The organism is Halogeometricum sp. CBA1124 (assembly GCF_009741955.1).
GTDB lineage: Archaea > Halobacteriota > Halobacteria > Halobacteriales > Haloferacaceae > Halogeometricum > Halogeometricum rufum.
Map to the genome: position 1 here is coordinate 12244 of NZ_WPCD01000006.1, position 23295 is coordinate 35538.

At 65.5% G+C, this 23295-nt stretch carries 26 protein-coding genes and 1 pseudogene; 11 read left to right on the top strand and 16 right to left on the bottom strand.

Annotated elements, in window-relative coordinates; genetic code table 11:
* The first annotated feature begins 86 nt into the window (after positions 1-86).
* Together GJ632_RS01655 and GJ632_RS01660 are read left to right on the top strand one after the other, a co-directional pair.
* Complete coding sequence (locus tag GJ632_RS01655; protein ID WP_089809935.1) at positions 87-962, top strand: ParA family protein; 876 nt, start codon at positions 87-89, stop codon at positions 960-962.
* A 5-nt stretch (positions 963-967) separates the two neighbouring features.
* On the top strand, positions 968-1369 hold the full coding sequence (locus GJ632_RS01660; protein ID WP_231751241.1) for a hypothetical protein: 402 nt from the start codon (positions 968-970) through the stop codon (positions 1367-1369).
* A 111-nt stretch (positions 1370-1480) separates the two neighbouring features.
* On the opposite strand, the gene GJ632_RS01665 is transcribed toward GJ632_RS01660, so the two are convergent.
* Positions 1481-1786, bottom strand: a complete 306-nt coding sequence (locus GJ632_RS01665; RefSeq protein ID WP_191451877.1) for a hypothetical protein — start codon at positions 1784-1786, stop codon at positions 1481-1483.
* A gap of 231 nt (positions 1787-2017) precedes the next feature.
* On the opposite strand from GJ632_RS01665, the gene GJ632_RS22790 reads away from it, so the two are divergent.
* A complete protein-coding gene (locus tag GJ632_RS22790; RefSeq protein WP_343160955.1) occupies positions 2018-3733 on the top strand; it encodes a PAS domain S-box protein in 1716 nt (571 codons plus the stop codon).
* 39 nt (positions 3734-3772) lie between these two features.
* Positions 3773-4753, top strand: a complete 981-nt coding sequence (locus GJ632_RS22795; protein WP_343160956.1) for a bacterio-opsin activator domain-containing protein — start codon at positions 3773-3775, stop codon at positions 4751-4753.
* Positions 4754-5151: 398 nt separating this feature from the next.
* Here GJ632_RS22795 and GJ632_RS01675 read toward each other — a convergent pair whose 3' ends face one another.
* From GJ632_RS01675 to GJ632_RS01730, 12 genes and pseudogenes are all read right to left on the bottom strand, one after another.
* Positions 5152-5481: a carboxymuconolactone decarboxylase family protein gene (locus GJ632_RS01675; protein WP_191451878.1), complete on the bottom strand. Its 330-nt coding sequence runs from the start codon at positions 5479-5481 to the stop codon at positions 5152-5154.
* A gap of 124 nt (positions 5482-5605) precedes the next feature.
* Positions 5606-5866, bottom strand: coding sequence for a hypothetical protein (locus GJ632_RS01680; RefSeq protein WP_394351772.1), 261 nt, complete (start codon positions 5864-5866; stop codon positions 5606-5608).
* 58 nt (positions 5867-5924) lie between these two features.
* On the bottom strand, positions 5925-6551 hold the full coding sequence (locus GJ632_RS01685) for a molybdenum cofactor guanylyltransferase (RefSeq protein WP_343160957.1): 627 nt from the start codon (positions 6549-6551) through the stop codon (positions 5925-5927).
* 26 nt (positions 6552-6577) lie between these two features.
* Positions 6578-7063 carry a molybdopterin-dependent oxidoreductase gene (locus tag GJ632_RS01690; RefSeq protein ID WP_191451880.1) on the bottom strand — a complete coding sequence of 162 codons (486 nt, stop codon included), beginning with the start codon at positions 7061-7063 and terminating at the stop codon, positions 6578-6580.
* Positions 7064-7215: 152 nt separating this feature from the next.
* Entirely contained in the window at positions 7216-8256 is a 1041-nt protein-coding gene (locus GJ632_RS01695; RefSeq protein WP_191451881.1) for an Mrp/NBP35 family ATP-binding protein, read from the bottom strand.
* The gene (locus GJ632_RS01700; RefSeq protein ID WP_191451882.1) at positions 8249-8599 is read right to left on the bottom strand and encodes a hypothetical protein; all 351 of its coding nucleotides are present in this window, start codon (positions 8597-8599) and stop codon (positions 8249-8251) included. The genes GJ632_RS01695 and GJ632_RS01700 overlap by 8 nt, the downstream gene beginning before the upstream one ends.
* A gap of 75 nt (positions 8600-8674) precedes the next feature.
* The gene (locus GJ632_RS01705) at positions 8675-9262 is read right to left on the bottom strand and encodes a molecular chaperone (protein WP_191451883.1); all 588 of its coding nucleotides are present in this window, start codon (positions 9260-9262) and stop codon (positions 8675-8677) included.
* Positions 9259-10566 carry an NrfD/PsrC family molybdoenzyme membrane anchor subunit gene (nrfD, locus tag GJ632_RS01710; protein WP_191451884.1) on the bottom strand — a complete coding sequence of 436 codons (1308 nt, stop codon included), beginning with the start codon at positions 10564-10566 and terminating at the stop codon, positions 9259-9261. The genes GJ632_RS01705 and nrfD overlap by 4 nt, the downstream gene beginning before the upstream one ends.
* On the bottom strand, positions 10566-11396 hold the full coding sequence (dsrO, locus tag GJ632_RS01715; protein WP_191451885.1) for a sulfate reduction electron transfer complex DsrMKJOP subunit DsrO: 831 nt from the start codon (positions 11394-11396) through the stop codon (positions 10566-10568). Before dsrO ends, nrfD begins: the two co-directional genes overlap by 1 nt.
* A gap of 2 nt (positions 11397-11398) precedes the next feature.
* Positions 11399-13887 (bottom strand): annotated as a pseudogene (locus tag GJ632_RS01720) (molybdopterin-dependent oxidoreductase).
* Positions 13880-14122 carry a 4Fe-4S ferredoxin N-terminal domain-containing protein gene (locus GJ632_RS01725; RefSeq protein WP_191451886.1) on the bottom strand — a complete coding sequence of 81 codons (243 nt, stop codon included), beginning with the start codon at positions 14120-14122 and terminating at the stop codon, positions 13880-13882. Before GJ632_RS01725 ends, GJ632_RS01720 begins: the two are co-directional and overlap by 8 nt.
* 168 nt (positions 14123-14290) lie before the next feature.
* Positions 14291-14932 (bottom strand): helix-turn-helix domain-containing protein, encoded by a 642-nt coding sequence (locus GJ632_RS01730; RefSeq protein ID WP_191451887.1) that lies wholly within the window; start codon positions 14930-14932, stop codon positions 14291-14293.
* Positions 14933-15545: 613 nt separating this feature from the next.
* Between GJ632_RS01730 and GJ632_RS01735 the strand changes: the two genes are divergently transcribed.
* The 3 genes from GJ632_RS01735 (at position 15546) to GJ632_RS01745 (ending at position 17217) form a co-directional block, all read left to right on the top strand.
* A complete protein-coding gene (locus GJ632_RS01735; protein ID WP_191451888.1) occupies positions 15546-16478 on the top strand; it encodes a hypothetical protein in 933 nt (310 codons plus the stop codon).
* Positions 16479-16489: 11 nt separating this feature from the next.
* On the top strand, positions 16490-16645 hold the full coding sequence (locus GJ632_RS01740) for a hypothetical protein (protein ID WP_191451889.1): 156 nt from the start codon (positions 16490-16492) through the stop codon (positions 16643-16645).
* Positions 16646-16755: 110 nt separating this feature from the next.
* Positions 16756-17217 carry a metal-dependent transcriptional regulator gene (locus GJ632_RS01745; protein ID WP_191451890.1) on the top strand — a complete coding sequence of 154 codons (462 nt, stop codon included), beginning with the start codon at positions 16756-16758 and terminating at the stop codon, positions 17215-17217.
* Here the strand turns inward: GJ632_RS01745 and GJ632_RS01750 are convergent.
* Positions 17199-17525, bottom strand: a complete 327-nt coding sequence (locus GJ632_RS01750; RefSeq protein WP_191451891.1) for a NifU family protein — start codon at positions 17523-17525, stop codon at positions 17199-17201. The genes GJ632_RS01745 and GJ632_RS01750 overlap by 19 nt on opposite strands.
* Before the next feature lie 332 nt (positions 17526-17857).
* On the opposite strand from GJ632_RS01750, the gene GJ632_RS01755 reads away from it, so the two are divergent.
* Positions 17858-18211, top strand: a complete 354-nt coding sequence (locus GJ632_RS01755; protein WP_191451892.1) for a hypothetical protein — start codon at positions 17858-17860, stop codon at positions 18209-18211.
* On the top strand, positions 18211-19593 hold the full coding sequence (locus GJ632_RS01760) for an amidase (protein ID WP_089809685.1): 1383 nt from the start codon (positions 18211-18213) through the stop codon (positions 19591-19593). The genes GJ632_RS01755 and GJ632_RS01760 overlap by 1 nt, the downstream gene beginning before the upstream one ends.
* A 236-nt stretch (positions 19594-19829) precedes the next feature.
* Here the strand turns inward: GJ632_RS01760 and GJ632_RS01765 are convergent, their stop codons facing one another.
* Positions 19830-20705 carry a polymer-forming cytoskeletal protein gene (locus tag GJ632_RS01765; protein WP_343160959.1) on the bottom strand — a complete coding sequence of 292 codons (876 nt, stop codon included), beginning with the start codon at positions 20703-20705 and terminating at the stop codon, positions 19830-19832.
* On the bottom strand, positions 20702-22003 hold the full coding sequence (locus GJ632_RS01770; protein ID WP_191451893.1) for an MFS transporter: 1302 nt from the start codon (positions 22001-22003) through the stop codon (positions 20702-20704). Before GJ632_RS01770 ends, GJ632_RS01765 begins: the two co-directional genes overlap by 4 nt.
* Positions 22004-22141: 138 nt before the next feature.
* Here GJ632_RS01770 and GJ632_RS01775 point away from each other — a divergent pair, with 138 nt between their 5' ends.
* The gene (locus tag GJ632_RS01775) at positions 22142-22489 is read left to right on the top strand and encodes a helix-turn-helix transcriptional regulator (RefSeq protein WP_197427808.1); all 348 of its coding nucleotides are present in this window, start codon (positions 22142-22144) and stop codon (positions 22487-22489) included.
* 106 nt (positions 22490-22595) lie between these two features.
* Positions 22596-23258 (top strand): helix-turn-helix domain-containing protein, encoded by a 663-nt coding sequence (locus GJ632_RS01780; RefSeq protein ID WP_197427809.1) that lies wholly within the window; start codon positions 22596-22598, stop codon positions 23256-23258.
* Positions 23259-23295: the final 37 nt, after the last annotated feature.

The window sequence follows — 23295 nt, forward strand, 5'->3', positions numbered from 1 at the left end:
CATTCATCCACTACATACATTCATCAAGAGTGTTCACGAGTTTGTCTGACGAACATTAAAGACGAGTTGTCGTAATGTACACGACGATGCTGGCATATTCGACGTACAGCGAGGCCGGGGGCGTGGGGAAGACGACGACCGCGGCGAACCTCGCCGTGGCGCACGCTCGCGCGGGCCTGAAACCGCTCGTCGTACCGCTCGACCCACAGGACGGCGACCTCTCGCGTCTGTTCGGCGTCGACGGTCGACGAACTGAGTCGGTCGACAACGTCGTCCGGCACATGATTCGGCGACCGAAGGGGGAGTTCGACGACCTGGTGCGGACGGTCGAAGGCGTCGACATCGTCCCGGAACACAACATGCTGTCGGACCTCGCGGAGTACCTCCAGCGAGAGAAGGAGCAGTCGGAGGCGATGGGCGAGGCGTTCGGGATGCACGCGCAACTGCTGCGCGTCCTCCGCGAGGCGGGCGTCCCCGACACGTACGACGTGCTCATCTGCGACCCGCCCGCGACCGAAGGACCGCACCTCTACAACGCCATCAACGCGACGCGGTCGCTCGTCATCCCGGTCGAACCGAGCGCGAAGGGGCGCGCCGCCGTCGAGGGGTTGGAGTCGCTCGTCGTCGGCCTCGAAGAGCAGTTGGCGGTCGAAGTCGGCGTCCTCGCCGCGATTCCGATGGGCTTCAAGAACACGCGCGACCAGCGCTCCATCCTCGACGAAATCGACTACCCCATCCCCGAAATCGTCGGCGAACGAGCGTCGATGATGGAAGGCTGCTGGATGCAGCAGTGTTCGGCGTTCGAGTACGTCCGCGAACACCGGGAGCGTCGCCGCGACTACGAGGTCGAGACGCTCGCGCAGTTCGACCGCCTCGCGCGACACCTCGAGTCTGAAGTCGGCCTCGAAGCACCCGACCCGCCGGAACCGGGCGACGTGGACCACGAGGTGATGACCGTATGACCGGGATGAAGAAAGGCGCCGGCGAGGACCCGTTCGCCGACGACGACCCGGTCACCGACGACGCGGACGACGAGACGGACGGCGGTTCGGCGTCGACAGAGACGACGGACGATGCCGGGACGGCAGACCAGACGGAGACGACGGCCGACGAACGAAGGCAGTCGATACAGATTCCGTACAAGTTCCGCCGCGATGGGGTTCAAGACGGCCGAAGTCGCGTCCCCCTGTTTCTCCAGTCCGAGACGAAGACCGCGGAGCGAGACGCCCTCCGCGAGTTGGAGGACCGCTTCGACGGCGACGTCTCGCTGACGGACCTCCGGGAGGCGCTGGTGATGGTGGGCCTCGACCACCTCGACGAAGCCGAGGAACACCTCGAGGAGTGGGGCTACGGGATGACGTTCGACTGAGAACGTCGACTCGTGGGGCCGTTCGCTCGGTCCGTCGAAACCGGGTATTTCGTTCGAGAAGAGGGTGGTCAGCGGGGACTCCCGACTCCGGTCGCGGGTCTCGCGACCGAGTCAGGCTATCTGGTTCGTTTCGGTGTCGTACTCGACGACGCCGGCGTCGTGCAACTTCGGGAGGTGGACGTGGTGGAGTGAAATCGCCACCCGTTCGACGGTTTCGTCGTCCGGGACGTCGGCGTCGGTTTCGCGGTCCGCAACCACGCGTGCGACGGCGTCGAGACTGACGGACGTGGAGCGGTTCGTGACGACGTCGAGCGTCAGTCGCCGTCGTTCGGCCGACAACAGTCGGTGCCGTTCGTTCGCCGAGAGTTCGCTCGTAACCGCTGCGAGAGCCGTTAGTTCGTTCGGGGACGAGGCCATGATGGGAATGTAGTCGGAGTCGCTCCGACGTGTATCACTGCAGAATCATCACGCCCGCTTAAGAACTGTCTATAACATATTAGGTTTCGACGGTCGGGTAGCGGGAGCGTTCTCCGCGGGGTGTCGATTCTGTCGGTCATATATCACGGTGAGCGGTCGTATCGCGCGGGTTACGAACGGAAAGGCTCCGTCGTCGGAGGCATGAAGTGAGTCGCCATCGTACCCCGCCTCGTGACCGACAGTTCGCTGACCGGCGCGCTCCGAGAGACGCTCGCGCTGTTCGAGGAGACGGGAGACCCGGTGACGACGACGGAGGTGGCCGACCGACTGGAGGTCGGGCGCCGAAGCGCGTACGACCGACTGGACCGACTGGCCGAACGCGACCGGCTGGCGACCAAGAAGGTGGGGGCGAACGCCCGGGTCTGGTGGCGACCCACGCAGTCGGCGGCGACGCACGTCGGCGACGACGCGGCGGCGAACGCCGGGACCGTGGCGGGCAGCGTTCTCGACGGCGTCGACGTCGGCGCCGCCGTGGTCGTCTTCGATTCGGAGTCCACCGTCGCGTGGGCCAACGCCGCCGTCGAGCGGTACTTCGGCGTCGACCGAACGGGAGTCGTCGGGCGGGAGAAACGCGATTTCGTCGTGGACGAGGTTGCACCGACCCTCGACGACGCCGAGGCGTTCGTCGACCGGGTTCTGGCGGCGGGCGGTGCCGAGAGCAGCGACCGGGTCGAGTGCCGCGTGACTCCGAGCGGAGAGCGAACCGAACGGTGGCTCGAACGCAGAAGCGAGCGCGTGACGGCGGGGACGTACGCCGGCGGCCACGCGGCCGTGTACCACGACGTGACCGAGCGGAAGCGACGGGAGCGGGAACTCCGGGAACACCGCGCGCAGTACGAGACGATAGTGGAGACGGTCGAAGACGGCATCTACGCGGTGGACGAGGACGCCCGGTTCGTCGCGGTCAACCACGGGTTCTGCGAGTTGACCGGGTACGACCGCGAGGAACTGCTGGGAGCGCACGCGACGATGGTTCACGACGACGAGATAACGCCGGAGGCCGAGTCGAAGGTCGGGGCGATAGTCGCCGGCGAACGCGAATCGGCGCGAATCGACCTCGACGTGGAGACGAAGGCGGGCAGGCGGGTACCGTGCGAGACGCGACTCGCGGCGTACTCGCTCGAGGACGGGTACGGCCGGTGCGGGGTAGTCCGCGACGTGTCCGACCGCCTCGAACGCGAGGACGAACTCCAGCGACGGGTCCACCAGCAGTCGGTCGTTACGAACCTGGGTCGGCGCGCACTCGAGGACCGCAACATCGACGCGTTGCTGGCCGAGGCGGCGGAACTGGTGGCCGAGACCCTAGACAGCGACCTGTGTAAAGTGCTCGACCTCGACGAGTCGGGCGACGAACTGCTGCTTCGGAGCGGCGTGGGATGGGACGACGGACTGGTCGGGACGGCGCGCGTCTCGGCGGACGGAGACGACTCGCAGGCGGCCCACACGCTCCGAGCCGACGGCCCCGTCGTCGTGACCGACCTCGCGACCGAACGGCGGTTCGGCGGACCGTCGTTGCTCACGACCACGGCGTCGGAGCGGCGTCAGCACGGTCATCGGCCCCCGCGACGACCCGTGGGGAATCCTCGGCACGCACAATCGGTCGTCGACGGAGTTCTCCACGCACGACGTCAACTTCGTCCAGAGCGTCGCCAACATCCTCGCGTCCGCCATCGCGCGTCACGACCGGGAGCGCGAACTCGAACGCCGCAGAGAGCGACTCGTGGCACTCAACAGCCTCCACGAAGTGGTCCGCGAGACGACCGACGCGGTCATCGGACAGTCGACGCGCGGGGAGATAGAGGAGACGGTCTGCACGCGCCTCGCCGAGTCGGACTCCTACTCGTTCGCGTGGGTCGGCGACGTCGACGCGGCCACGAAGACGGTTAACCTCCGGGCCGAGGCGGGCGCGAGGGCTACCTGGACGGGGTGACGATTTCGGTCGACCCCGACGACGAGCGAAGCGAGGGACCGACGGGACGGGCGATACGGACGGGGGAAGTGCAGACCACGCAGAACGTCGCGGCCGACGCCCGCCACGACCCGTGGCGCGACCACGTCGAACGGTACGACTTCCGCTCGTCGGCGGCCATCCCCGTCGTCCACGAGGACGCGACCTACGGCGTACTGAACGTCTACAGCGAGCGACCGGGCGCGTTCGAGGGCGAAGAGCGGTCGGTGATGCGGCAACTCGGCGAAGTCGTCGGTCACGCCATCGCCGCGGCCGAACGGAAGCGAGCGCTGATGAGCGACGACGTGGTCGAACTCGCCTTCGAGGTTCCGGACCTGTTCACGACGCTGAACGTCGTCGACGCGACGGACGGGCGCGTCACCTTCGACCACGCGATTCCCGTCGAGAGCGGGTCGTACCTCCTGTTCGGGACGACGACGGGGGACGGCGCGGACGTCGTCCGCAGCGTGGTGGAGCACCGCCCGCACTGGGAGACGGTGACGTTCCACGATGGCGGGTTCGAGGCGCGTCTGTCCGACCCCCCCGTCCTGTCGGCCGTGGCGTCCGTCGGGGGGTCCGTCGAACGGGCGGTCATCGAGGACGGCGGCTTCAGCATGACCATCCACGCGCCCCCGACGGGGGACGTCCGTCGGATAATCGACCGCGTCCGGGAAGTGTATCCGACGGCTCGGCTACTCAAGCAGCGACAGATTACGCGGCTGAAACATCCACCGACTCGGGTGCAGCGTGTGATGACCGCCGAACTCACCGAGCGTCAACATCAGGCGCTGGAGGCCGCGTTCCACTCCGGGTTCTTCGAGTGGCCGCGAGAGAGCACCGGCGAGGAAGTCGCGGCGTCGCTGAACGTCGCACCGCCGACGTTCCACCAGCACCTCCGAAAGGCGGAACGGAAAGTGTTCGACCACCTGCTGTCGGCGTCCATTCCCGCCCAGCAGTAGCAACCCGTCGGAGAACGTGACTCCCCTGCGAAAGAGTAACAACAGTGTAGTAACTCACTCCGATTGGGTCGTGTGGCACCCGAACACCGAGTGTCCCGTCCCGCAAGGCACCCCATCGTTCGCGCCGCCCTGAATCCCGTTTCTCCGCTTCCGTTCGCCCGGGGGCGACCGCCGTCACGCGTTCGGCGAGCGTTGAGAGGGCGTTCGAACGCGAGTCGCCACGGTGACCGAGGTGCGCGGGGGACGACGGTTCCTACGCCGAGAGATAAACTACATGTCGCAATACTATATCGTCGGTCCGCAAGTTACGAGCCGGAGCCAATGGAAAATAGATAACCAGTGTCGAAGACAGGAGTCGTCTCCGTCGAGCTCTCAGGGTATGAATCGGTGTCGAGATATTACTCCGTTAAGTCATCAATCCACGTCAACGCGGCCATCGCTTTCGGGAATCCGATCGTGGGAATCGACAGAATCGCGACGTGGCGCAACTCCTCGGGAGCGATTCCTTCGTCGAGTGCGCGACGGACGTGCGAGTGGACGGCACCCTCCGACTGCGCCCCGACAGCCAGTCCGAGTTTAACGAGCCGCTTCGCGTCATCGTCGAGCGGCCCGGCCTCAGAGCAGGCCTTCCCGAGGTCGGCGTACTCTTCCCAGACCTCGGGATGCTGTTCAGCCAGTTTCCCCGCAATCGACGGGAGCTCTTCCGGTTTTTCGACTGTATCTGCCATGAATGTTGTTGTAGCACCGAGAGAATAACCATTTCGGCGGTGTCTGTCCGCTACGAGTCGTGGGGACAGCGGAGATGCACCCCGAGTGACTTCGAGCGGGTTCACTGGGTGTCACGCGGTAGAATCACTGCCACGGATTCGTTCCAACGGTGTAAATCAACAGGACTGTCCCAACGGCAATCGTCAGGAGGACGAGCGCGACGATGTCCGGGTCGCGCTGGCCCTCGGCAACCATGCGGGCGGCACGTGCAGACCCGTGGGCTTCGACTTCGACGTGAGCGTCGGTCTGCGACCGGAAGTCGGACGTGAGCGCGTTCTGAAGGCTCCCGGCCGCGAGGACCGAGACGGTCGACGCCGAGCCGGAACGCCCGAGGCAACCACCCATCGTCGCGAGCCCAGCCGTCGTCGTGAGGAAGGCCCGACGAGTACCCTTGGAGTGCGAATCAGTCACTTCGTTTCCCCTCGACGCTCGTTGCGACGCGTTCGAGTTCCGAGAGCGTGTTCACGTTCGTCACCGATAGCCGGACCAGTTGCGGTAGTTCGTTGAGAACGGCGTAATCGACGTCGTCAAGCGCGGTGAGGAGCGCGTTGAAGCTATCCCCGTTCGACAGGTGCCTTCGGCAGTTGACGATTGCAGAGCGCCGGTATACCGCGTGCAGTGGTTCGCGTCGTCCGTGCTGTGAGACTGGAACGACTGCTTCGGGCGCTCGCTCGGCGTCTCGTGGAACTCGGACGCATACTTTATCGATTGCTCTCGAATCGAGGAGCGGCATGTCGCACCCGACCGCGAATATCCACGGTGTCGACGCCGTCTCGCACGCCGACAGTAGTCCAGCGAGCGGTCCCGTGAGACTGCCGTCGTCCAGCACGAAGCGCCCGTCCCACGACGGCGAGATTGTCCTGCGAAGTTGCTTCCGCTGTGTCTCGGTTCGGACCGCGACAATCGGGGGCTGTGCCGTCGAGGCGCGGAGTTCACCGAGCACTCGTTCGATGAACGTCTCGCCGTCGAGCGTGGCGAGTGCTTTGTCTCCGGCGTCGAATCGGCGGCTGTCCCCGCCTGCGAGAACCACGCCAGTCACGTCGGGTGATTCGCTCCTCATGCGGAGTATTCTTCCTCCCGAGACATCCGTTCGACCGATTCCGGGTCAGCGCCCGCAGAGAAGGACCGTGCTTCCAGCAGGGTGACGGCTTTCACCGTTCGAGCGCCGTCGATACTGGGCGCGATGAACCGCGTCTCGTACGGCTGGTGCTCCGAAATCGGCGTTCCGTCCCGGAAGAACGCGAGCAAGCCGTCGAGCGCCGCGTACATATCGACGCAGATACGATAGCCGCCGTCGCTTTCGACGACCACGTGGGTCGTCTCACCTGGGGCGGCGGCGGCAGAGAGCAGTTCGAGTACCGGAACGCCCGCCCACGTCGCTGTGTGGCGCGTCCCCGACGCGCACCTGACCGTGACCGTCTGTGTCTCGATCGGGTGCGCCGACAGCGCGTCACCGGACAGCGACAGACGTCGGTCGCCCGAGACGGTAATCGGGGTGGATAGTGAGGGAATCTCTTGGAGATGAGCGTCTGGTGAGTTCATTGGTGCTCACTGGCGAAACGTTGGTGCCCAGCGACGCTGTGTGTAACCCCGAATAATTAAGCGGTTTAAATGACCGTGGCGGGTGGTGGTTTCGATTCGATCGGAGGCACGTCACCTACCCGTGCGAACGGCCGGTGCGACGAGCGACTGGCTCACTCGTCAGACCGTTCTCGTCGGTGCACCAGGCTGGTATTGTCCATGACGGCGGCCGTGAGTTCGTGAAACGCCCGGCCCGTCTCTGTCGTCTCGTCTAACGCGACCGGCCGTCCGTCGTCTCCGCGCGTCCGTATCTCGGGGTCGAGGGGTACGCTCCCGAGGAACGGCAAGTCGAAGCTCTCGGCCAACGCCTGTCCGCCACCGCTGTTGAAGATGTCGTGTTCTGACCCGCAGTCTGGGCAGACGAACCCACTCATGTTCTCGACGACGCCGAGGACGGGGGTGTCGTACTCGCTGAACATCTGCATGCCCCTATCCGCGTCGTCCACAGCGACCGCTTGCGGCGTCGTGACGACCACCGCACCGGTCACGGGCACACGCTGGAGGAGCGTCAGTTGGGTGTCGCCCGTTCCCGGGGGAAGGTCGACGACGAGATAGTCGAGTGTTCCCCACGCGACGTCGTCGAGCAGTTGGGTGATGACTTTGTCGACCATCGGACCGCGCCAGATGACGGGCCCTTCCCCCTCGGTGATGAACTCCATGCTCATGACCGAAAGCCCGTGGCGTTCGACTGGGACGAGGTGCTTGTCCTCGGTCACGTCCGGTCGCTCACGGGCGTCCAGCATCCGGGGGATGTTCGGGCCGTACACGTCGGCGTCGAGGATGCCGACGCGTGCGCCACGACGGGCCATGCTGGCAGCGAGGTTCACCGCAACGGTGCTCTTCCCCACCCCACCTTTGCCAGACGCGACGGCGATGACGTTCGTCACGCCGGAGAGCGGACCGCCGTCTTCGTGCCCTGCCGTTTCGGGCTCCGTCGAGACCACTGCCTCGACGCCTCGCTCCTCGAATGCCCCCTCGATACGACGGCTGATCTCGTTCGCCACTGGTGCGTGCGGTGCGCCGAGTGCCACCGAAACCGACACGACGCCGTCTTCGACCGTGACGTCGGTCACGAGCCCCTGCGAGAGGATGTCCGTGCCGAGTTGCGGGTCGTCTACGGTCTGTAAGACCTCGCGAGGGGCGACGTCAGTCATCGTGGACTCCCGAGGTGTGTGCAGCCATCGAGACGCCGCCGTCGGCTGTCGGGTTCAGTGAGATTGCGGTCGGTTTCCAGAGGTGGGTCGCCAGTGTATCTGTCATATCTTGGAGCTGTTCGAGGCGGTGCGTGAACGGATCTGATTCGACGAACACCAGCCAGTCGGCGAGCGTCTCGAATTCGAGCCGGAGACGCATCTCTGGGCTCTCGTCCGTCACGCTCTGTTCGCTGCTGAAGCCGGCGACGGTCGGGGTTAGTATCCACTGTTCTGTCGTCTCCGGAAGCCACGTCTCGTACTCCTCACGGTGGGGGTCGACGACATCGTACGTGACTTCGTACACGTATCGTTCGTGAGTGGTCATGGGACATACACCTGGGTTGTCTCGGGGGGTTCCGGCGAGCAACCCGGAGGCCGTCTACTGATGGACCACCTCTCGGGTCGTTTCTGCGAGCGCCGTGTAGAACGGTTCACGCGTCTCTCGTTCCACCCGCGTCAGGAACTCGTCGGTCCACTGTCTGAGGTGCTCGTCGAGGAACTGGTCGAGTCGGTCGTCGAACCCCTGCTCTGCGAGGTAGGCGGTGAACTCCAGTTCCGTCGCGAGGTGGTCCGGGAGGTCCGGGTGGTCCGGTGCGGGTTGGACCCCGAACTCCCGGTACCAGCGCGTGACCGCCATCGTGGCTGGTCCCTTGACCGGCCCGAGTTCGTCCGGGGCTTCACCGTCGCGGTAGACGCTCTCGTAGGGCGGACACGGTGGTCCCGCCGGGCCGATGAACAGCCGGGTGTATTCGGTTCGGAGGTCTCGAAGGTCCACCGGCCCGACGTCGCCGACGACGGGGGCCAGTTCACCAGCGTGGACGACCTCGACCAGTTGCTCGGTCGGCTCCCGCCAGCACTCGGCGAGAACGGCGTACGTCGCCGCGACCGCCGACTGGATCTCGTCGCTCTCGGTGCCGAGTGCGGCTGGTCGGTCCCGCTCGCGGGGTGCGTTCGTCTGTTCGGTCATCGGCCTTCCTCGCTGCCGCCGTCAGTCACGTACGATGCCTGTGCGTCAGCTCGCTGGATCGGGACGTATTTCAGACCGAGGGTGACGATGAGTGCGCCGAAGGCGACGATGCCGAGGGTGACAGCCACCTCGACCAGCGTCGGGGTGTAAGCTCCTGCAGTCGCCCAGACGTCGGTCGTGATGCCCGAATACGCGCCACCGAGCGAGATGCCCGGCGGGAGGTCGATGTTGGCAACTTCGTAGCCCGTGAACACCAGTCGAACGCCCTCGAACATCGTGCCGAAGACGGCGAGAGCGCTCGCCGTGAAGATGACTGCCACACGCTTGCGAAGCCGTGGAATCGCCAGCATCGCGAGGGGAACTGCCCCGCCGACGACCGTCCACAGCCAGAAGTACGCCGACTCACCGATGAGGAAACTGCTCGTGATGGCCCAGAACTCGAAGTGGTCGGCCCAGGCGTGTGGCAGTCGCTCGGCTGCGAGCAGGTAGACCACGTGGAACGCGAGGAAGATGCCGAGTATCTTGCCGAGACTCGTGAGCTCCTCGCGGTCGACCTCGAAGTTCGTCAGCCGGTCGGCGAGGACCGACACGACCAACAACAGCCCGAGCCCGGAGACGAGCGCCTTGGCGATGAACACCGGAGCGACGAGCGGGCTGAACCAGTCACCGCGACCGATCTGCGTCGCGAAGATCCACCCCGTCACCGAGTGGAGTGCGACGGCGGTCGGCAGCGCGACTGCGGCCGTCCAGAACATGAGCGTGCGGTCGCGCTCACGGCCGGCTTCGGTGTCTTCGACACCCAGGGCCAGCGGCGACCCCCGAGCAGCGAGGTCGCGTCTGGTCAGCAGCCACAGATACCAGACGTTCAAGAGGCCGTAGAGGAGGACGATACCGAAGTCCCACACCATCGGTGACCGGAAGTCCGGTGAGGTGAAGAACTGGTACAGCCGTTCCGGACGGCCGATGTCGGGGAGGATGAGCAGTCCCGCGACGGTGATACACGCGAGGCTGACCAGCACGCCGAGCCGAGCGAACCCCTCGTAGCGGTGCGAGTGGAAGAACTTCGGCGCACTCGAGATGATGAGCCCACCCGCCGACAGCCCGACGAACAGGACGAACATCATGATGTACAGCCCCCACGAGAACACGTTGCGCATTCCCGTGACGACCAGACCCGTCGTGAGCTGATAGCCCCAGGCTGCCAGTCCGCCGAGCATAACCGCGGCGAGCAGACCGAGCCACAGTTTCCCCTTCGTGCCGAACTGCGGAATCGCGATGCGTGACCGGTCAGTGTTCGTCGTCATCAGTCGTCACCTCCCGGTTTCGCGGCAGGGACGTGCGGAACGGCCCCGTTGTCGACCGAGTGGTGGCCACCACCCGAGTCGCTACTGCCGCCTTCCGACGGATCAGACGGCACGTCGTCGGCCCCGTCCGACCACGGCGAGACGTCGTCGAGTTCGCTCTCCAGTTTGTCGGACGTCTGCGGGCGGCCGGGACTCATCTCGCCGCTGATGTAGTGCGTCTTCGGGTTCGTCCCGCGGTCTTCGAGTAACTGGCTCGTCTCGTACTGGTTGATGTACTTCGAGACGGTGCTCTCCTCGTCGTCGAGGTCACCGAAGATACGTGCGTCGGCCGGACAGTTGACGACACAGGCCGGGTCGAGGCCCTCGTCGACGCGGTGGCTACAGAACGTACATTTCTCGACGACACCCTGTGGCCGGGCGGGAACGTCTCCCGTCCCCTCCTCGGGCATGTGCTCGGGTTCGTCCCAGTTGAACACCCGCGCGTTGTACGGACAGGCGGCCATGCAGTAGCGACAGCCGATACACTTGTCGTAGTCGATCTCGACGATGCCGTCGTCGCGGGTGTACGTCGCGTTGACGGGGCAGACCTTCACGCAGGGGGCGTTCTCACAGTGTTGACACGCGGTCGGCTGGTACTGCATGTCCAGCGAGCCGCTTCCCCCGTCTTCGGGGTAGCCGCCAGCCGGGGTGTCCATCTTGTCGCCCCCCTCCGTGAGGACGCGGTTCCAGAACTGCCCCATCGGGACGTTGTTCTCCTGCTTACACGACACTGCACACGCTTGGCAGCCGATACACCGCTCCTGATCGATTACTAAACCGTAGTTCGTCATCTTCAGTCACCTCCTGCGTGCGACGCCTCGGCGCCGGCTCCGCGCGGGTTGTTCGCTTCGTACTGTTCCGTCTCGATGTCGTCGGGTGCGGGCTCGACTTCGACACGCACGTCGTAGAACGACATTGTCTTCCCGATTTCGCTGGTCTCGTTGTGCGTGAGGTCGTTGTGGTGGCCCTTGACGTAGTCACGCGACCACCAGCCCTGGTCGGTGTTGACCAGGCCGGGCTGGAACGCCTCGTTGTACTTCGCCTTCACGACCATCTCGCCGCGGTCGTTGTGCACCCGAACGTAGTCGCCGTCTTCGATACCGCGAGCCTTCGCATCCTTCGGATGGATGTCCAACTGCGGCTCGGGGTTGATCTCCCGCACCCAGTTCAGCATCTCGTACTGCGAGTGGATGCGGAACCGGCTGTGCTTCTGCATGAACATCAGCGGGTAGTCGTCGGCCTTCTCGTAGTCGTCGGCTGTCCGGTCTTCGAGGGGGCGCGGGACGTCGAACGTGACGCCCTCTTCGCTCGGCGCGTCGTCGTCGTACATCTTGATGCGACCCGTCTCCGTGGGGAACTCGTCGGTGTACTTGACGATGGGGACGCTCTCTTTCTTCTGGGTTCCCTGCTCGAACAGGTGTCGAAGTCGATGTCGTCGTCTCGGCTCACGAGTTCTCGGAGCATCTCGCGTTTCGTCTCGGGGAACCGGTCACCGAAGCCGAGTCGCTCGGCGAGCCCACGGATCGCGTAGTAGTCGTCTCTCGTCTCCCACAGCGGCTCCTGCACCTTGTGCCGATAGCCGAGGTGCGGGTGCGAGCCCCACCCGGAGCTGATGTCCTCTTGCTCGAACCAGTGCGGAACGGGCAAGATGATGTCCGCGTGCTGGACCGTGTCCGTGTGGTGCATGTCCGCGACCACGTACATGTCGAGGCTCTCGATGGCCTCTTGGAACCGCTGGCGGTCGGGGAACTGGTTCCCCATCATGTTCGACTCGATGGAGTAGACGGCCCGAACCTCGTGCGGGTCGCCGTCTATCATCGCGTCGGGGTAGTCGGGGAAGAACATCGACGGCCCGGGGTCGGCCCCCTCGGGTGCGGCCCAGTCGCCCGCGCTGAGCGTCGCCCCGCCCGAGTGGTGAGCGTGGATGTTGCCGTGCCGACCGTAGTCGCCGGTCAGGCCCATCAGCATCGCGTACGCCTGCCCGAAGATGTGCCCGTGTTTGTAGCGCCCGATGGCGTAACTCGGGGCGATTCCGCCGGGACCACGCGTCGCAAGCCAGCGGATGGCCGTCCGGATGTTCTCCGCGTCGACACCCGTCTTCTCGGCGACGTTCTCGGGCGCGTAGTCCGCCACGTGGTCTCGAAGCCGTTCGAGAGCCGTCTCACACTCGATACCGTCGACGGTGTACTCCCCGAAGAGGGCGTACGGACCGCCGGTTTCGGGTTCGAGTTCGACCGGGCTGTCGGTCCCCTGCTCGAAGGCGACGACCTGGTCCTCGCCGCCGTCGTCGAAGACCTCGCTCGCGCTGAGCAGTTCGCCGGTGTCTTTGCGGATAAGCGCGGGCGCGGTCGTCCGCTTCCGGAGGAACTCCTCGTCGTACGTCTCGTCCTCGAAGACGGTGTGCATCATCGCGAGCGCGAGGTGCACGTCCTTGCCGGGCTTGACCGGAAGCCACAGGTCGGCCTTCGACGCCGTCGTCGTGTACACGGGGTCGACGACGACGAGTTTCGCCCCGTTCTCGACGGCGTCGAGTATCTTCGAGGCGTCCATCTGGAACTGACTGGAGAAGATGTCCGACCCCCAGACGATGATGGTGTTGGCGTTCTCCCAGTCTTCCGCCTCGTTCGTCGGCGGGAGGAAGAAGCCGACGCCAGTGACGCGGTTGAACCCGCGGCCGACGTTGGCGTCGATCCCCCACGCGGACTGGGTCGCACCGAACAGCGAAGCCAGTCGGTTGAACGACTTCCCCGTCTGTCCGTAGTTGCCCGACCCCTCGTGAAAGAGCACGCTCTCTGCGCCGTGGTCGGCTTTCAGCGACTGCATCTTCCCGGCGACGAGGTCGAGCGCCTCGTCCCAGGAGACACGCTCGAACTCGGCGTCTGGGCCGCGACCCTTCGGATTGGGTTCGTCGGGTGACCAGTCAGCGCGCTTCATCGGATACTTCAGCCGCGTCGGGTCGTAGACGCGCTGGGTGTGCGAGAGGCCGAGCACACAGGCGCGCTTGTACTGTTCGTCCTCGGGCGGGTGGGGCTCGATCTTCTTGACCTGTCCGTCACGGACGTGGACGTCGATCGGACACTTCCCCCGACAGTTGGGCGAGCAGACGGTCTGGATAACCTCGTTCTGCCCGACGAAACTCTCGACCCCGGGGTCGCGCGTCGATTGCACGTCGTCAACGCTCTCGACCAGCGTCTGGACGAACCCGCCACCGCCGAGGCCGAGGGCGGCAGCAGCACCGCCGGCCTTCAACACGTCGCGTCGGTGGACTCCCTCGTCAGTCATCGTCGAATCCCTCTGGTTTGGTCGGACGCTCGTCTTCACCGAACTCCTCGAGCACCTCGTCGTGGTACTTCTCGTGGAACTCGGCGTCGGTCATCTCACCGTTTGAGACACGAATCGCGTCGCGAGCCATTCGTACTCCCAGGTCGGTGTCGTACTCGACGCCGTCCAGCATCGCTTCGGCTTCCTCTTCCCACTCGTCGATCGGCGTCAACCGCGGCTGTTGTGGGTCGTTCATGGCTCTATCTAGTACGTGCGGTCGGAGTCCGGTAGGACGAACGCTGTATATTGAAGCGGTTTATATGGGGGAGAATATCGACGGTGTGGCCTCCCCGCGGTCGAGTCACTCCTCGAAGAAGGAGACTGAGAAGAGTCACCGCTCGCACGAACGGACCTGCAACCGACGTTACGGGTCGAACGCGGCCGTCGCGAGTTTCGATTCGACCGCACTCAGTCGCTGTGAGAGGGCGGATTTCGAGATACCGAGCGCTTCCGACAGTTCCTCGAGACTCGTCTGACGAGGAGTCTGGTAATACCCCTCGGACACCGCAATCGTCGCTGCCTCCCGCTGTTTCGCGGTGAGACGCGAGAGGTCGACCGTCGTCGACTCGACCGTCGCGCCGTCGGTCTGTTGTCGGGTCGTGAGTCGACGCAGACTCACGCGGTCGGTCACGGATTTCAGTCGGGCGACGAGTTCACTGATGTCGTTCCGGTCTCCAGCGTACGTCTCGATGAGAATGGTCTCGCCGTCGACACGTCGGAATCGGGGGACGCACCCGACGTCGCCGAACGCGAGACAGAGACACGAGTCCCCGACCTGAGTTGTCGTATGCAGCATCTGCGTGCTGTCGCCCTCGTCGGCGACGGTCACGTCTGCGTGACAAACCTCTCCGTCGATTTGGTTGTGAACGGCTTCGACCGAGGACTCCGGGTTCGAGAGCGGACACGAACCACTTTCGGAGAGTTCGATCTCGAAGACGACCTGAAGGGTTCGCCTCTTCGGGTCACTGTCTGCTGAATCAACGACCCCGCTCTCAGACTGCTCCATTCGATTCAAATATTCTTTACACTCGTATAAACAATCTTCGACAGCGCAACGACATTTACAAATATTAATCGATGATAGACAATATTGTGTGATTCTACCCACATCTTGTAGACACCGGTACTACCTGATCGAGAGAGGTTGAGAAGCGAACAGGTCGTAGTGAGTGGTGGCTATCCGACTCGAAGACCTGCTCACACAGACGTGGAGTCTCGAGACGCTTGGAAGAACGAGCGCACCCCAACGTATGTTCCGGCGGAGGTCCAGTCATGGTCTCTAACTCGGCCACGGGATTCGGACGGTCGGTATGGGTCACAGACTTCGCAAGCGTACCGATCGGCTAGTTCAGGACAGAATATAGCACAGATGAGCCGCGCATCAAGATCATCCTCCGAGGTTGTGGAATCACGGTGCCGGGGACCGTCGTCGCGGTCGTTTAGGTTCGCCTAATAATCGAAACAGCTTAGTGTTTTAGGGTGGCCTAAATAAGCAGAGAGAGTCGCTCGATGGCGACTGTCGGCGGTGGCCGGACTGCCGCCAGACCGCCAGCGAACCGTCACGGCCGCCGTCGGCAGGGAGGAACCGGGCGACACGAGCGAACACGGAGACACAGACAATGGTCGGAACGACACTCATCGAACTCCGCGAACGCGTCGAGAGTCTCGCCAGCGACGGGGGGACGTACTTCCTCGTCTGCGCCCGCACCGGAGAGCGACCCATCCCCACGACGGGACTCCGGTTCGAGGGGAGAGCGACCGCGAGAAGCGCCGTACGGGCGGCCGAACAGTATCGGACCTCCCTCCGTCGCTACGACGAACAGGTACCCTACCGCGACCTCGTCGTCTGTCAGGACGCCGGCACCGGAACGTCGGCCGCCGCCGGAGGAGAGGCACGAGACGCCGGCGAGGACCGCTGGTCGCTCTCGGAACCGGTACTCCGCGGAACGGCGACGGCGGACGACCGGCAGCGACTGACGGAGTTCTGTCACGAAGTCGCAGCCGTCGTGTTCGAGACGCTCAGCGAGACGGGCTACGACGCCGTCGAAACCGCGGTGATGGACGCGTACTTCGAACTCGCCGAGTCCGTCGAAGACACGGACGAACTCTGCCTGTGCCTGCTCGAGAGCGTCGCGGCGGAACTCGACGCGCGCCTCTCGCCCGCAGAGCAGGCGGCCGTCCTGTCGGACGCCGCGTCCCGACTGGATTCGAGGACGACGGCGCGCGGGCCGCGAATCGACGCCGCGTTCGCGCATCTGCGAGCGGCGGGCGTCGTCGAGAGCGTCAGTCGCTCGCCGTGGTCCGTCGACCTGCGACAGGGTACCCGGTCTGTCGTCGTGCGCCTGCACGAGTACGCGCTATCGCCGCAAGACGGTCGACTCCCGACCCTCCCGCTCGTGGTCGAACTCTACCGCGGCGGCTGGGACTGGTCGCCCGCGTCGGTCGAGGTGACGGACTCGGACGACGAGGACTGGCGCGTCCGACTCGTACTCGCGCGCGAACCGGACCCCGGCGACCTGGCGAGGGCGCCGATTCGACCGACGGGGGCCTGACCGTGCGGCGCGTGAGCCCTCGAAAACGCGCTCGCCTCTGGGCGTGGGCGTACACGGCGACTGTCGGCGGCGACGACGGCGAGACGGACGAACCGACGGAATCGCCGCGTGAAACCGGGAAGCGGACGGAGTCCCCGTCGTCGTCGGAAGCGACGGAGGAGGAGTGACCGATGTCGGACGGCGGTACGTTCCCCGGCCCCCACACGGCGAGTCGAGTCGGGGCCTCCCCCGAGAACGAGTGCGGTCGGCGACTGTCCGTGCCGCGGGTCGACGACCGATGAGTGGGAGCCCGCAGTACCTGCTGGCGCTCTACATCACGGAGCACCGGGAGTCGCCACCCGTCCCGCCCGGGGCCGTCGCCGAGCGACTCGGGCGGACGCCAGCGACGGTCATCGAGGCGTTCCACCGGTTCGACGACGACGGACTGGTGACGTACGAACCGTACGAGGGCGCGGCGCTGACGGAGCGCGGACGGGACGTCGCCGAGGACCTGCACGAGACGTACGTGACGCTCTCGTGGTTCTTTCGGAGCGTCCTCGAACTCGACGACTACGAGCGGGAGGCGATGGAGATGGCGGGCGTCGTGAGTGCCGAGACGGCGGTCCGTCTCGCGGCGACGCTCCCGTTCGACGGCGAGTCGGTCGCCGGAGTCCGAGAGTCGGTCACGCCGTTGGACGACGCCACCGACCCCCGAGAGCGGAGGGAGTCGGTCTCGACGGATCAGAACGGCGGCGAGTAGTCCTCGTACTCCTCCATCTCCTCCATCTCTTCGGTCTTGTTCGGCATCACGGCCGCCCGCGGCCCGCCGGCGCGTCGGACCGTCACCTTCGAGACGTCGTCCACCTCGTCGGGGAGGCGGTGTCGGATGGCCCGCATCGTCATCGGGGCGATGCCGCACCCGGAGCAGGCGCCGCCGATGGCGACTGTCACTTCGCCGGACTCCTCGTCCACGTCCTCTATCTCGAAGTGCCCGCCGTGCTCCTGAATCTGCGGGACGTTGTTGCTCAGGTAGTTCCGCGTCTGTCGTTCGAGGCTTTGTGCGCTCATACACGTAGTCGTATATCTCGTATTGTCATAAATGTATGCTGTTTGGGTTGCCTAAACCGTACGAACGTGTTTTTAGGTGGGCCAAACAAAAAACGTTTGTCAAATTACTGAGCGTGCGCCCCGTCTTCGGACAGTTCGAACGCGAAATCGACGACGGTCGTGTCAGCATCTCCGACTCTTCGAGACGCGCGGCGTTCGTTCACAGCCGTGAATATACGACATCCGAAAGTGTCGGAGTCAGACAGTTATTCCTAATATTTCACAAGAATTTCACTAGTCTTTCCACAGAAAAACTAACTGTGCGTGCCGAATGTGTCGAATCGGTCATCGAGATGACAGACCAGAATCACCGAACGGACCACTTGCTCAGTCGTCGGTCGGCCATGCAACTACTCACCGCAGTCGCGGGGGCGGGAGCGTTCTCCGGCGCTGCGGCCGCCGACGAGGACGAGGAGACGGAGTCCGAAGAGGGCGACGAGGAGCGGCCGGACCGGCCGGTCGGGACGCGGGAGCTGCTCGACTACCTCGGGGCGCGGTACGGCGACCAACTCGCCGACGCGGACCTCGACGAACTGGCAGACGATGTCGCCGGCAACGTCCGCCGCGCGCAGGCACTCGACGGGGTCGAACTGGAGAACGGCGACGACATGGCGCTGACCTTTCGGGCCTACCGGGGGTCGTACTGATGGTCTCCGAGGAGACGCTGTTCGACACGGTTCCCGAACTGGGCGACCACCTCAGAGCCGGCCGGGTCACCTCGGAGGAACTGACCCGGGCGTACCTCGACCGACTGGAGCGCGTCGGACCGAAACTGAACGCGGTCGTGACGCTGACCCGCGACCGCGCGCTGGAGGCGGCCAAGCGCGCGGACGAGGAGTTGCGAAACGGCACCGACCGGGGGCCGCTCCACGGCATCCCGTACGGCGTCAAGGACCTGATAGCCGTCGACGGCTACGAGACGACCTGGGGGGCGGCGCCGTACCGCGACCAGGAGTTCGACTACGACGCGACGATAATCGAGCGGTTCGACGAGGCCGGCGCCGTGCTGGTCGCGAAACTGGCGATGGTCGAACTCGCCGGAGGGATGGGCTACTCGCCCGACGCGATGACGTTCACCGGGACGGGCTACACGCCGTGGAACACCGACGTGTGGAGCGGCGGGTCCTCCAGCGGTCCGGGCTCTGCGACGGCCGCCGGTCTGGTCGGCTTCTCCATCGGGTCGGAGACGTGGGGCTCGATTTTCTCCCCGTCGGGCAACTGCGGCCTGTCTGGACTCCGCCCGACGTACGGCGTCGTCAGCCGATACGGGGCGATGGCGCTGTCCTACACGATGGACAAACTCGGGCCGATGTGCCGGTCCGCGGAGGGCTGTCGGCTCGTCTTCGAGACCATCGCCGGCCCTGATCCGAAGGACCACACCTCGGTCGATAAGATGGAGACGATTCACGAACTCGCGGCCCTCCCCGACACGCCGAAACTCGCGACGCTCGAGAGCGCGCTGGACGACGAGCAGTTCCAGCGGTCGATGGAGACGCTGGAGGAGTTCGCGGAGATAGAGACGGTCGAACTGCCGGACCTCCCGTACGAGGAGACGGCGAGCACCGTGCTGTTCGCGGAGGCGGGGTCGGTGTTCGACGACCTGATAGAGTCCGGCCGAGTGCAGGAGTTGACGTCGCCGCAGGGAAGCATCGGCGGCTACGCCTACGACACCATCCTCGCGAAGGACTACGTCACGGCGAACCGCGTCCGCCGACTCGTGCAGAAGCGACTGGACGAGACGCTCGCCCCGTACGACGCGATGGTGCTCCCGAACCGGTCCATCGGCGGTGCGGCGAACGTCGCCGGTCTCCCCGGTATCTCGATTCCGAACGGCTTCGACGACGAGGGCGTGCCCACGGCGCTGATATTCACCGGGCGGGCGTTCGCCGACCTGAAACTCGTCGAACTCGCGAAGGAGTACCAGTCGCGGACCGACCACGTCGACTACACTGACCTGCTCGACACGCCCCTGTTCGAGGGCGAGTCCGACTCCGAGTCGGAGACCGAAGCCGCGACGGCGTCCGACTGACGGACGCAGCGCAGGGGCACCGACCGACGGACGGGCGGGCGGGACGACCGAGACGGGCGGACGGCCGCCACCTCCCCTCCCACCGGCCGAAGGGCCCCCCTCGTTTCGTCTGTTAGACCCGGCGCTGGCCGCGGTTTTTCGAGCCAGCGGTCGCACGGAACGTCGCTCGCCAGCACGCCGGACGGCCGTCGCCGCGTTCCGTCGAGGCGGCACCCGCAGACGGCGGCGCGGAGCGGTCAGTCGTCGGCGCGGGGAATCGTCGCCGGTTCGAACCGCTGGAGCCCGAAGTACGTGTTCAGCACGGCACCGAACCCGACGACGACGAGGGCGAACTGGACCAGTCCGCCGACTACGGGGAGTTCGCCGAGCAGTCGCAGTCCGAGGAGGAACGCGCCGACGCCGACGACGGTGGCCACGTCGGTGCGGTCGATGGGCAGTCGCTCTCCGACGAGGTAGCCGAAGGCGACCTGCGCGTAGGCGACGACGAGCAGTTGCGCGCCGAGACCGACGATGCTGAGCGGGAGCAACAGCAGCGTGAACGCCATGTAGACGAACAGGACGAGGAGCGTCGCGCCGGCCAGTGCGCCGACGACGCCGCTGACGACCGTGTGTTGGGTTATCGAGTGCCCGACGGTGTCCAGCATCGCCGGGCGGCGGCGGGCGACCCACCAGCCGACGGCGCCGAGCGCCGAGAACTGCAACAGGAACGTGACGACGGCTCTCGTCGGCGAGTTCGCCGGCGTCGGCGGGTCGAGCGCGGACACCTCGCCCACCCTCGCACCGTCGGAAATCGCCGCCTCGCCGGCGATGCGCTGGACGGTTCCGGTGACCGTCGCCCCCTCGGTGACCGAGAGTCGACCCGCAAGCACCGTCACGTCGCCGTCCACGCGGCCGTCGACTCGGACCGACCCGCCGGCGACGTAGACGTCGCCCTCGACGGACGCGTCGGCCGCGACGGTGGTGTTCCCGCCGGCGACGACGAGGACGTCGTCCACCGCCTCGACGGCGCGGTCACCCTCGAACGTCACCGACATCTGCTCGACGTCCGCGCCGCCCGCGGAGACGAGGAGGAGGACGAGGACCAGCAACGGAATGACCTCGGTCGGCGTCACGCGGCGGCACCCTCCCTGACGAGTCCGAGGACGCGGCGCGCGTACACCCCGACGGCGAGTCCGAACAGGAGCAGGAGCGAGAGCGCCTGTACGACGTTGAGGTGCGACAGGAGCGTGAGGTCGGCCGCCGCGAAGTACAGCGAGAGCGCGGTGCTGAGGAAGGTGGCGAGCCATCCGGCGACGCCGATACCGACCGCCGAGTAGGTTCCGACGCTGGCCGCCGTCGAGAGGTCCGGCCACAGCGCGAAGTTGAGCGTGGTGTAGAAACTCACCGCCACCGCGTAGAACATCGGATTCAGCGGCGACGGCCCCGCGGTGGCGAGCGTGGGGAACGTCGACGCGAGTCGGAGGTCCGAGGTGTAGAGGACGTGCGTCAGGGCGAACAGCGCGAACGTCCACAGGAAGACCCGTTCGAGGTCGAAGTTGACGTAGAGGACGCCGGCCATCGCGGCGCCGACGACGTGCGCCGCGGCGATGAGCAGTCGCGTCGAGAGCGCGGGCGACTGCCACGAACTGAGCAGGAGCGCCGGCGTGTCGATGATGCGGAGGAACCCCAGACTGTCGACGAAGAACACGCCGAACATCAGCACGAGGGGGACGACGAAGGCGAAACTCCGCAGTCGAACGGGCGTCGGGCGGCAGAACCGCCCGGTGCCGAACGCGCGGTGCTGGTCGGCCAGTTCCGAGACGACGGCCTCGACGGCGGCGACCCGGCCGGAGGCGAGGACGCCGAGGACGAGGAGGCCGGGCAGCATCGCGGCGACCAGCAACCGACTGAACACGTCGACCGACCAGGTGAGCGGATAGGCGTTCGCGGCGAAGTACGCGATAGCCGTGATGGCGGCGGCGACGTGGCCGCGGTCCGCGACCGGAATCAAGTCGATGGCCAGCGAGAACGAGACGGGGAACCCGACGCCGAGTCCGACCGAGGCGGCGACGACCCACGCGCCGAAGCCGGGGACCGACCGAATCGACGGCGCGACGAGCGTCAGCACGAACTGGACGACGACGACGCCGAACAGCAGTCTGAACTTCGTCCGCAGGTCCGTACTCCACCCGCGGCGGTCCATCGTCACGCCCGTCGCGACGGCGACGACCAGTGTACACAGCGCCAGTCCGGCCATCCACGCGGAGACGGCCGTCTCCGTCATCCCGACCAGTCGGACGCCGAGGTCGATGAGCCCGAGTTGGACGAACGTGATGTTGTAGTAGTAGCCGGCGACCATGAGCGCGACGAACAGGAGGTAGCCGAACACCGTCGACCATTGGCGCGCGCGGAGGAACTCGACGAATCGCACGTTCTCTCTCGGAGAACGTGCGGCGCCGAACGTCTTAGTTGCCGGGGGCGATTGACCGGCGACGCGGACGTATCGGATAAAACGGTTGTTCCAACAGCCAGTTAACCTACACTTCCGAGCAGACGAGAAATACACAACGTGAAGAATCAGAAGCGGACTTCGAGCGACGCCGGAGCGGTCGACGACCTGTTCGCGGCACTCGCGAACGAGCGTCGTCGACGCGTCCTCGAACACTTCGAGGAGAGTGGCCGAGAGACCGCAACGCTGACCGAACTGGCGGACCACCTCTCGGAGCGTCAGAGCGATGCGAACGGGCGTTCGGACGAGCAGATTCGGCTGCGTCTGCACCACGTCGACCTCCCGAAACTGCACGAAGCCGGGTTGATAACGTACGACGCCGAGGCGACGGCGAGACGGGTTCGGCGCCGGGACGACGACGGGCGAGTGCGCACCCTGCTCGCCGCGTTCGGAGACGGGTCGAACTGACGCGGGCGTCGTCGATTGCTATCTCGCAGTTCGAGATATCTTCGGCCAATTCGCAGTCGCTGACTGTGAACAAAAGGGTCCTCCCCTCGCCCGCCCTATACCCACTGTGACAGTCATCCTGGAGTTCACGCTCGCGTGGGACGAGTTCGCACTCGGTCGCGCACTGAGCAGTGCGTCCGACAGACAGGTCCAACTCGAGCGAATCATCCCGATGGAGAACACCGTGATTCCGTTCTTCTGGGTCGTCGGCGAACGACCGGAGCAGTTGAAAGCCGACGTCGACGCCAGCGAGTACGTGCAGAACCTCTCGGTCGTCGACCAGATAGGCGACCACACGCTCTACCGAGTCGAGTGGACCGGCGAGTACGAGGACCTCCTCAACGGCATCGTCTCGACGGGCGGGACGATTCTGGAGGGAGAGGGCTCCGAGGAGTGGTACTTCCAACTGCGATTCCTCGACCACGAACACGTCGCGGACTTCTACAACTTCTGTACGGAACGCGACATCCCCATCCACATCGAGCGCACGTACACGCTCACCGAGGAGAGCCTCCGCGGGCGAAACTTCGGACTCACGCCCAAACAGCGAGAGGCACTCGTCATCGCACTCAAGCGCGGGTACTTCGACACGCCGCAGGAGACGGACATGTCGGAGATGGCCGAGGAACTGGGCATCACGCAGCAGGCGTTCTCGGACCGCCTCCGTCGGGCCGAACAGAAGGTGCTGGAGAACGTCCTGTCGGCGTCGACGAGAGGCGGGACGAACTGACGGGACTGCACGGATAAGCCGCTGATAAATCACTTAT

Excerpts from the sequence above, each read along its gene's own strand:
- GJ632_RS01655 (WP_089809935.1), top strand. The coding sequence starts at position 87 with ATGCTGGCATATTCGACGTACAGCGAGGCCGGGGGCGTGGGGAAGACG.
- GJ632_RS01660 (WP_231751241.1), top strand. The coding sequence starts at position 968 with ATGAAGAAAGGCGCCGGCGAGGACCCGTTCGCCGACGACGACCCGGTC.
- GJ632_RS01665 (WP_191451877.1), bottom strand. The coding sequence starts at position 1,786 with ATGGCCTCGTCCCCGAACGAACTAACGGCTCTCGCAGCGGTTACGAGC.
- GJ632_RS01675 (WP_191451878.1), bottom strand. The coding sequence starts at position 5,481 with ATGGCAGATACAGTCGAAAAACCGGAAGAGCTCCCGTCGATTGCGGGG.
- GJ632_RS01680 (WP_394351772.1), bottom strand. The coding sequence starts at position 5,866 with ATGGGTGGTTGCCTCGGGCGTTCCGGCTCGGCGTCGACCGTCTCGGTC.
- GJ632_RS01690 (WP_191451880.1), bottom strand. The coding sequence starts at position 7,063 with ATGAACTCACCAGACGCTCATCTCCAAGAGATTCCCTCACTATCCACC.
- GJ632_RS01695 (WP_191451881.1), bottom strand. The coding sequence starts at position 8,256 with ATGACTGACGTCGCCCCTCGCGAGGTCTTACAGACCGTAGACGACCCG.
- GJ632_RS01705 (WP_191451883.1), bottom strand. The coding sequence starts at position 9,262 with ATGACCGAACAGACGAACGCACCCCGCGAGCGGGACCGACCAGCCGCA.
- nrfD (WP_191451884.1), bottom strand. The coding sequence starts at position 10,566 with ATGACGACGAACACTGACCGGTCACGCATCGCGATTCCGCAGTTCGGC.
- dsrO (WP_191451885.1), bottom strand. The coding sequence starts at position 11,396 with ATGACGAACTACGGTTTAGTAATCGATCAGGAGCGGTGTATCGGCTGC.
- GJ632_RS01725 (WP_191451886.1), bottom strand. The coding sequence starts at position 14,122 with ATGAACGACCCACAACAGCCGCGGTTGACGCCGATCGACGAGTGGGAA.
- GJ632_RS01730 (WP_191451887.1), bottom strand. The coding sequence starts at position 14,932 with ATGGAGCAGTCTGAGAGCGGGGTCGTTGATTCAGCAGACAGTGACCCG.
- GJ632_RS01735 (WP_191451888.1), top strand. The coding sequence starts at position 15,546 with ATGGTCGGAACGACACTCATCGAACTCCGCGAACGCGTCGAGAGTCTC.
- GJ632_RS01745 (WP_191451890.1), top strand. The coding sequence starts at position 16,756 with ATGAGTGGGAGCCCGCAGTACCTGCTGGCGCTCTACATCACGGAGCAC.
- GJ632_RS01750 (WP_191451891.1), bottom strand. The coding sequence starts at position 17,525 with ATGAGCGCACAAAGCCTCGAACGACAGACGCGGAACTACCTGAGCAAC.
- GJ632_RS01755 (WP_191451892.1), top strand. The coding sequence starts at position 17,858 with ATGACAGACCAGAATCACCGAACGGACCACTTGCTCAGTCGTCGGTCG.
- GJ632_RS01760 (WP_089809685.1), top strand. The coding sequence starts at position 18,211 with ATGGTCTCCGAGGAGACGCTGTTCGACACGGTTCCCGAACTGGGCGAC.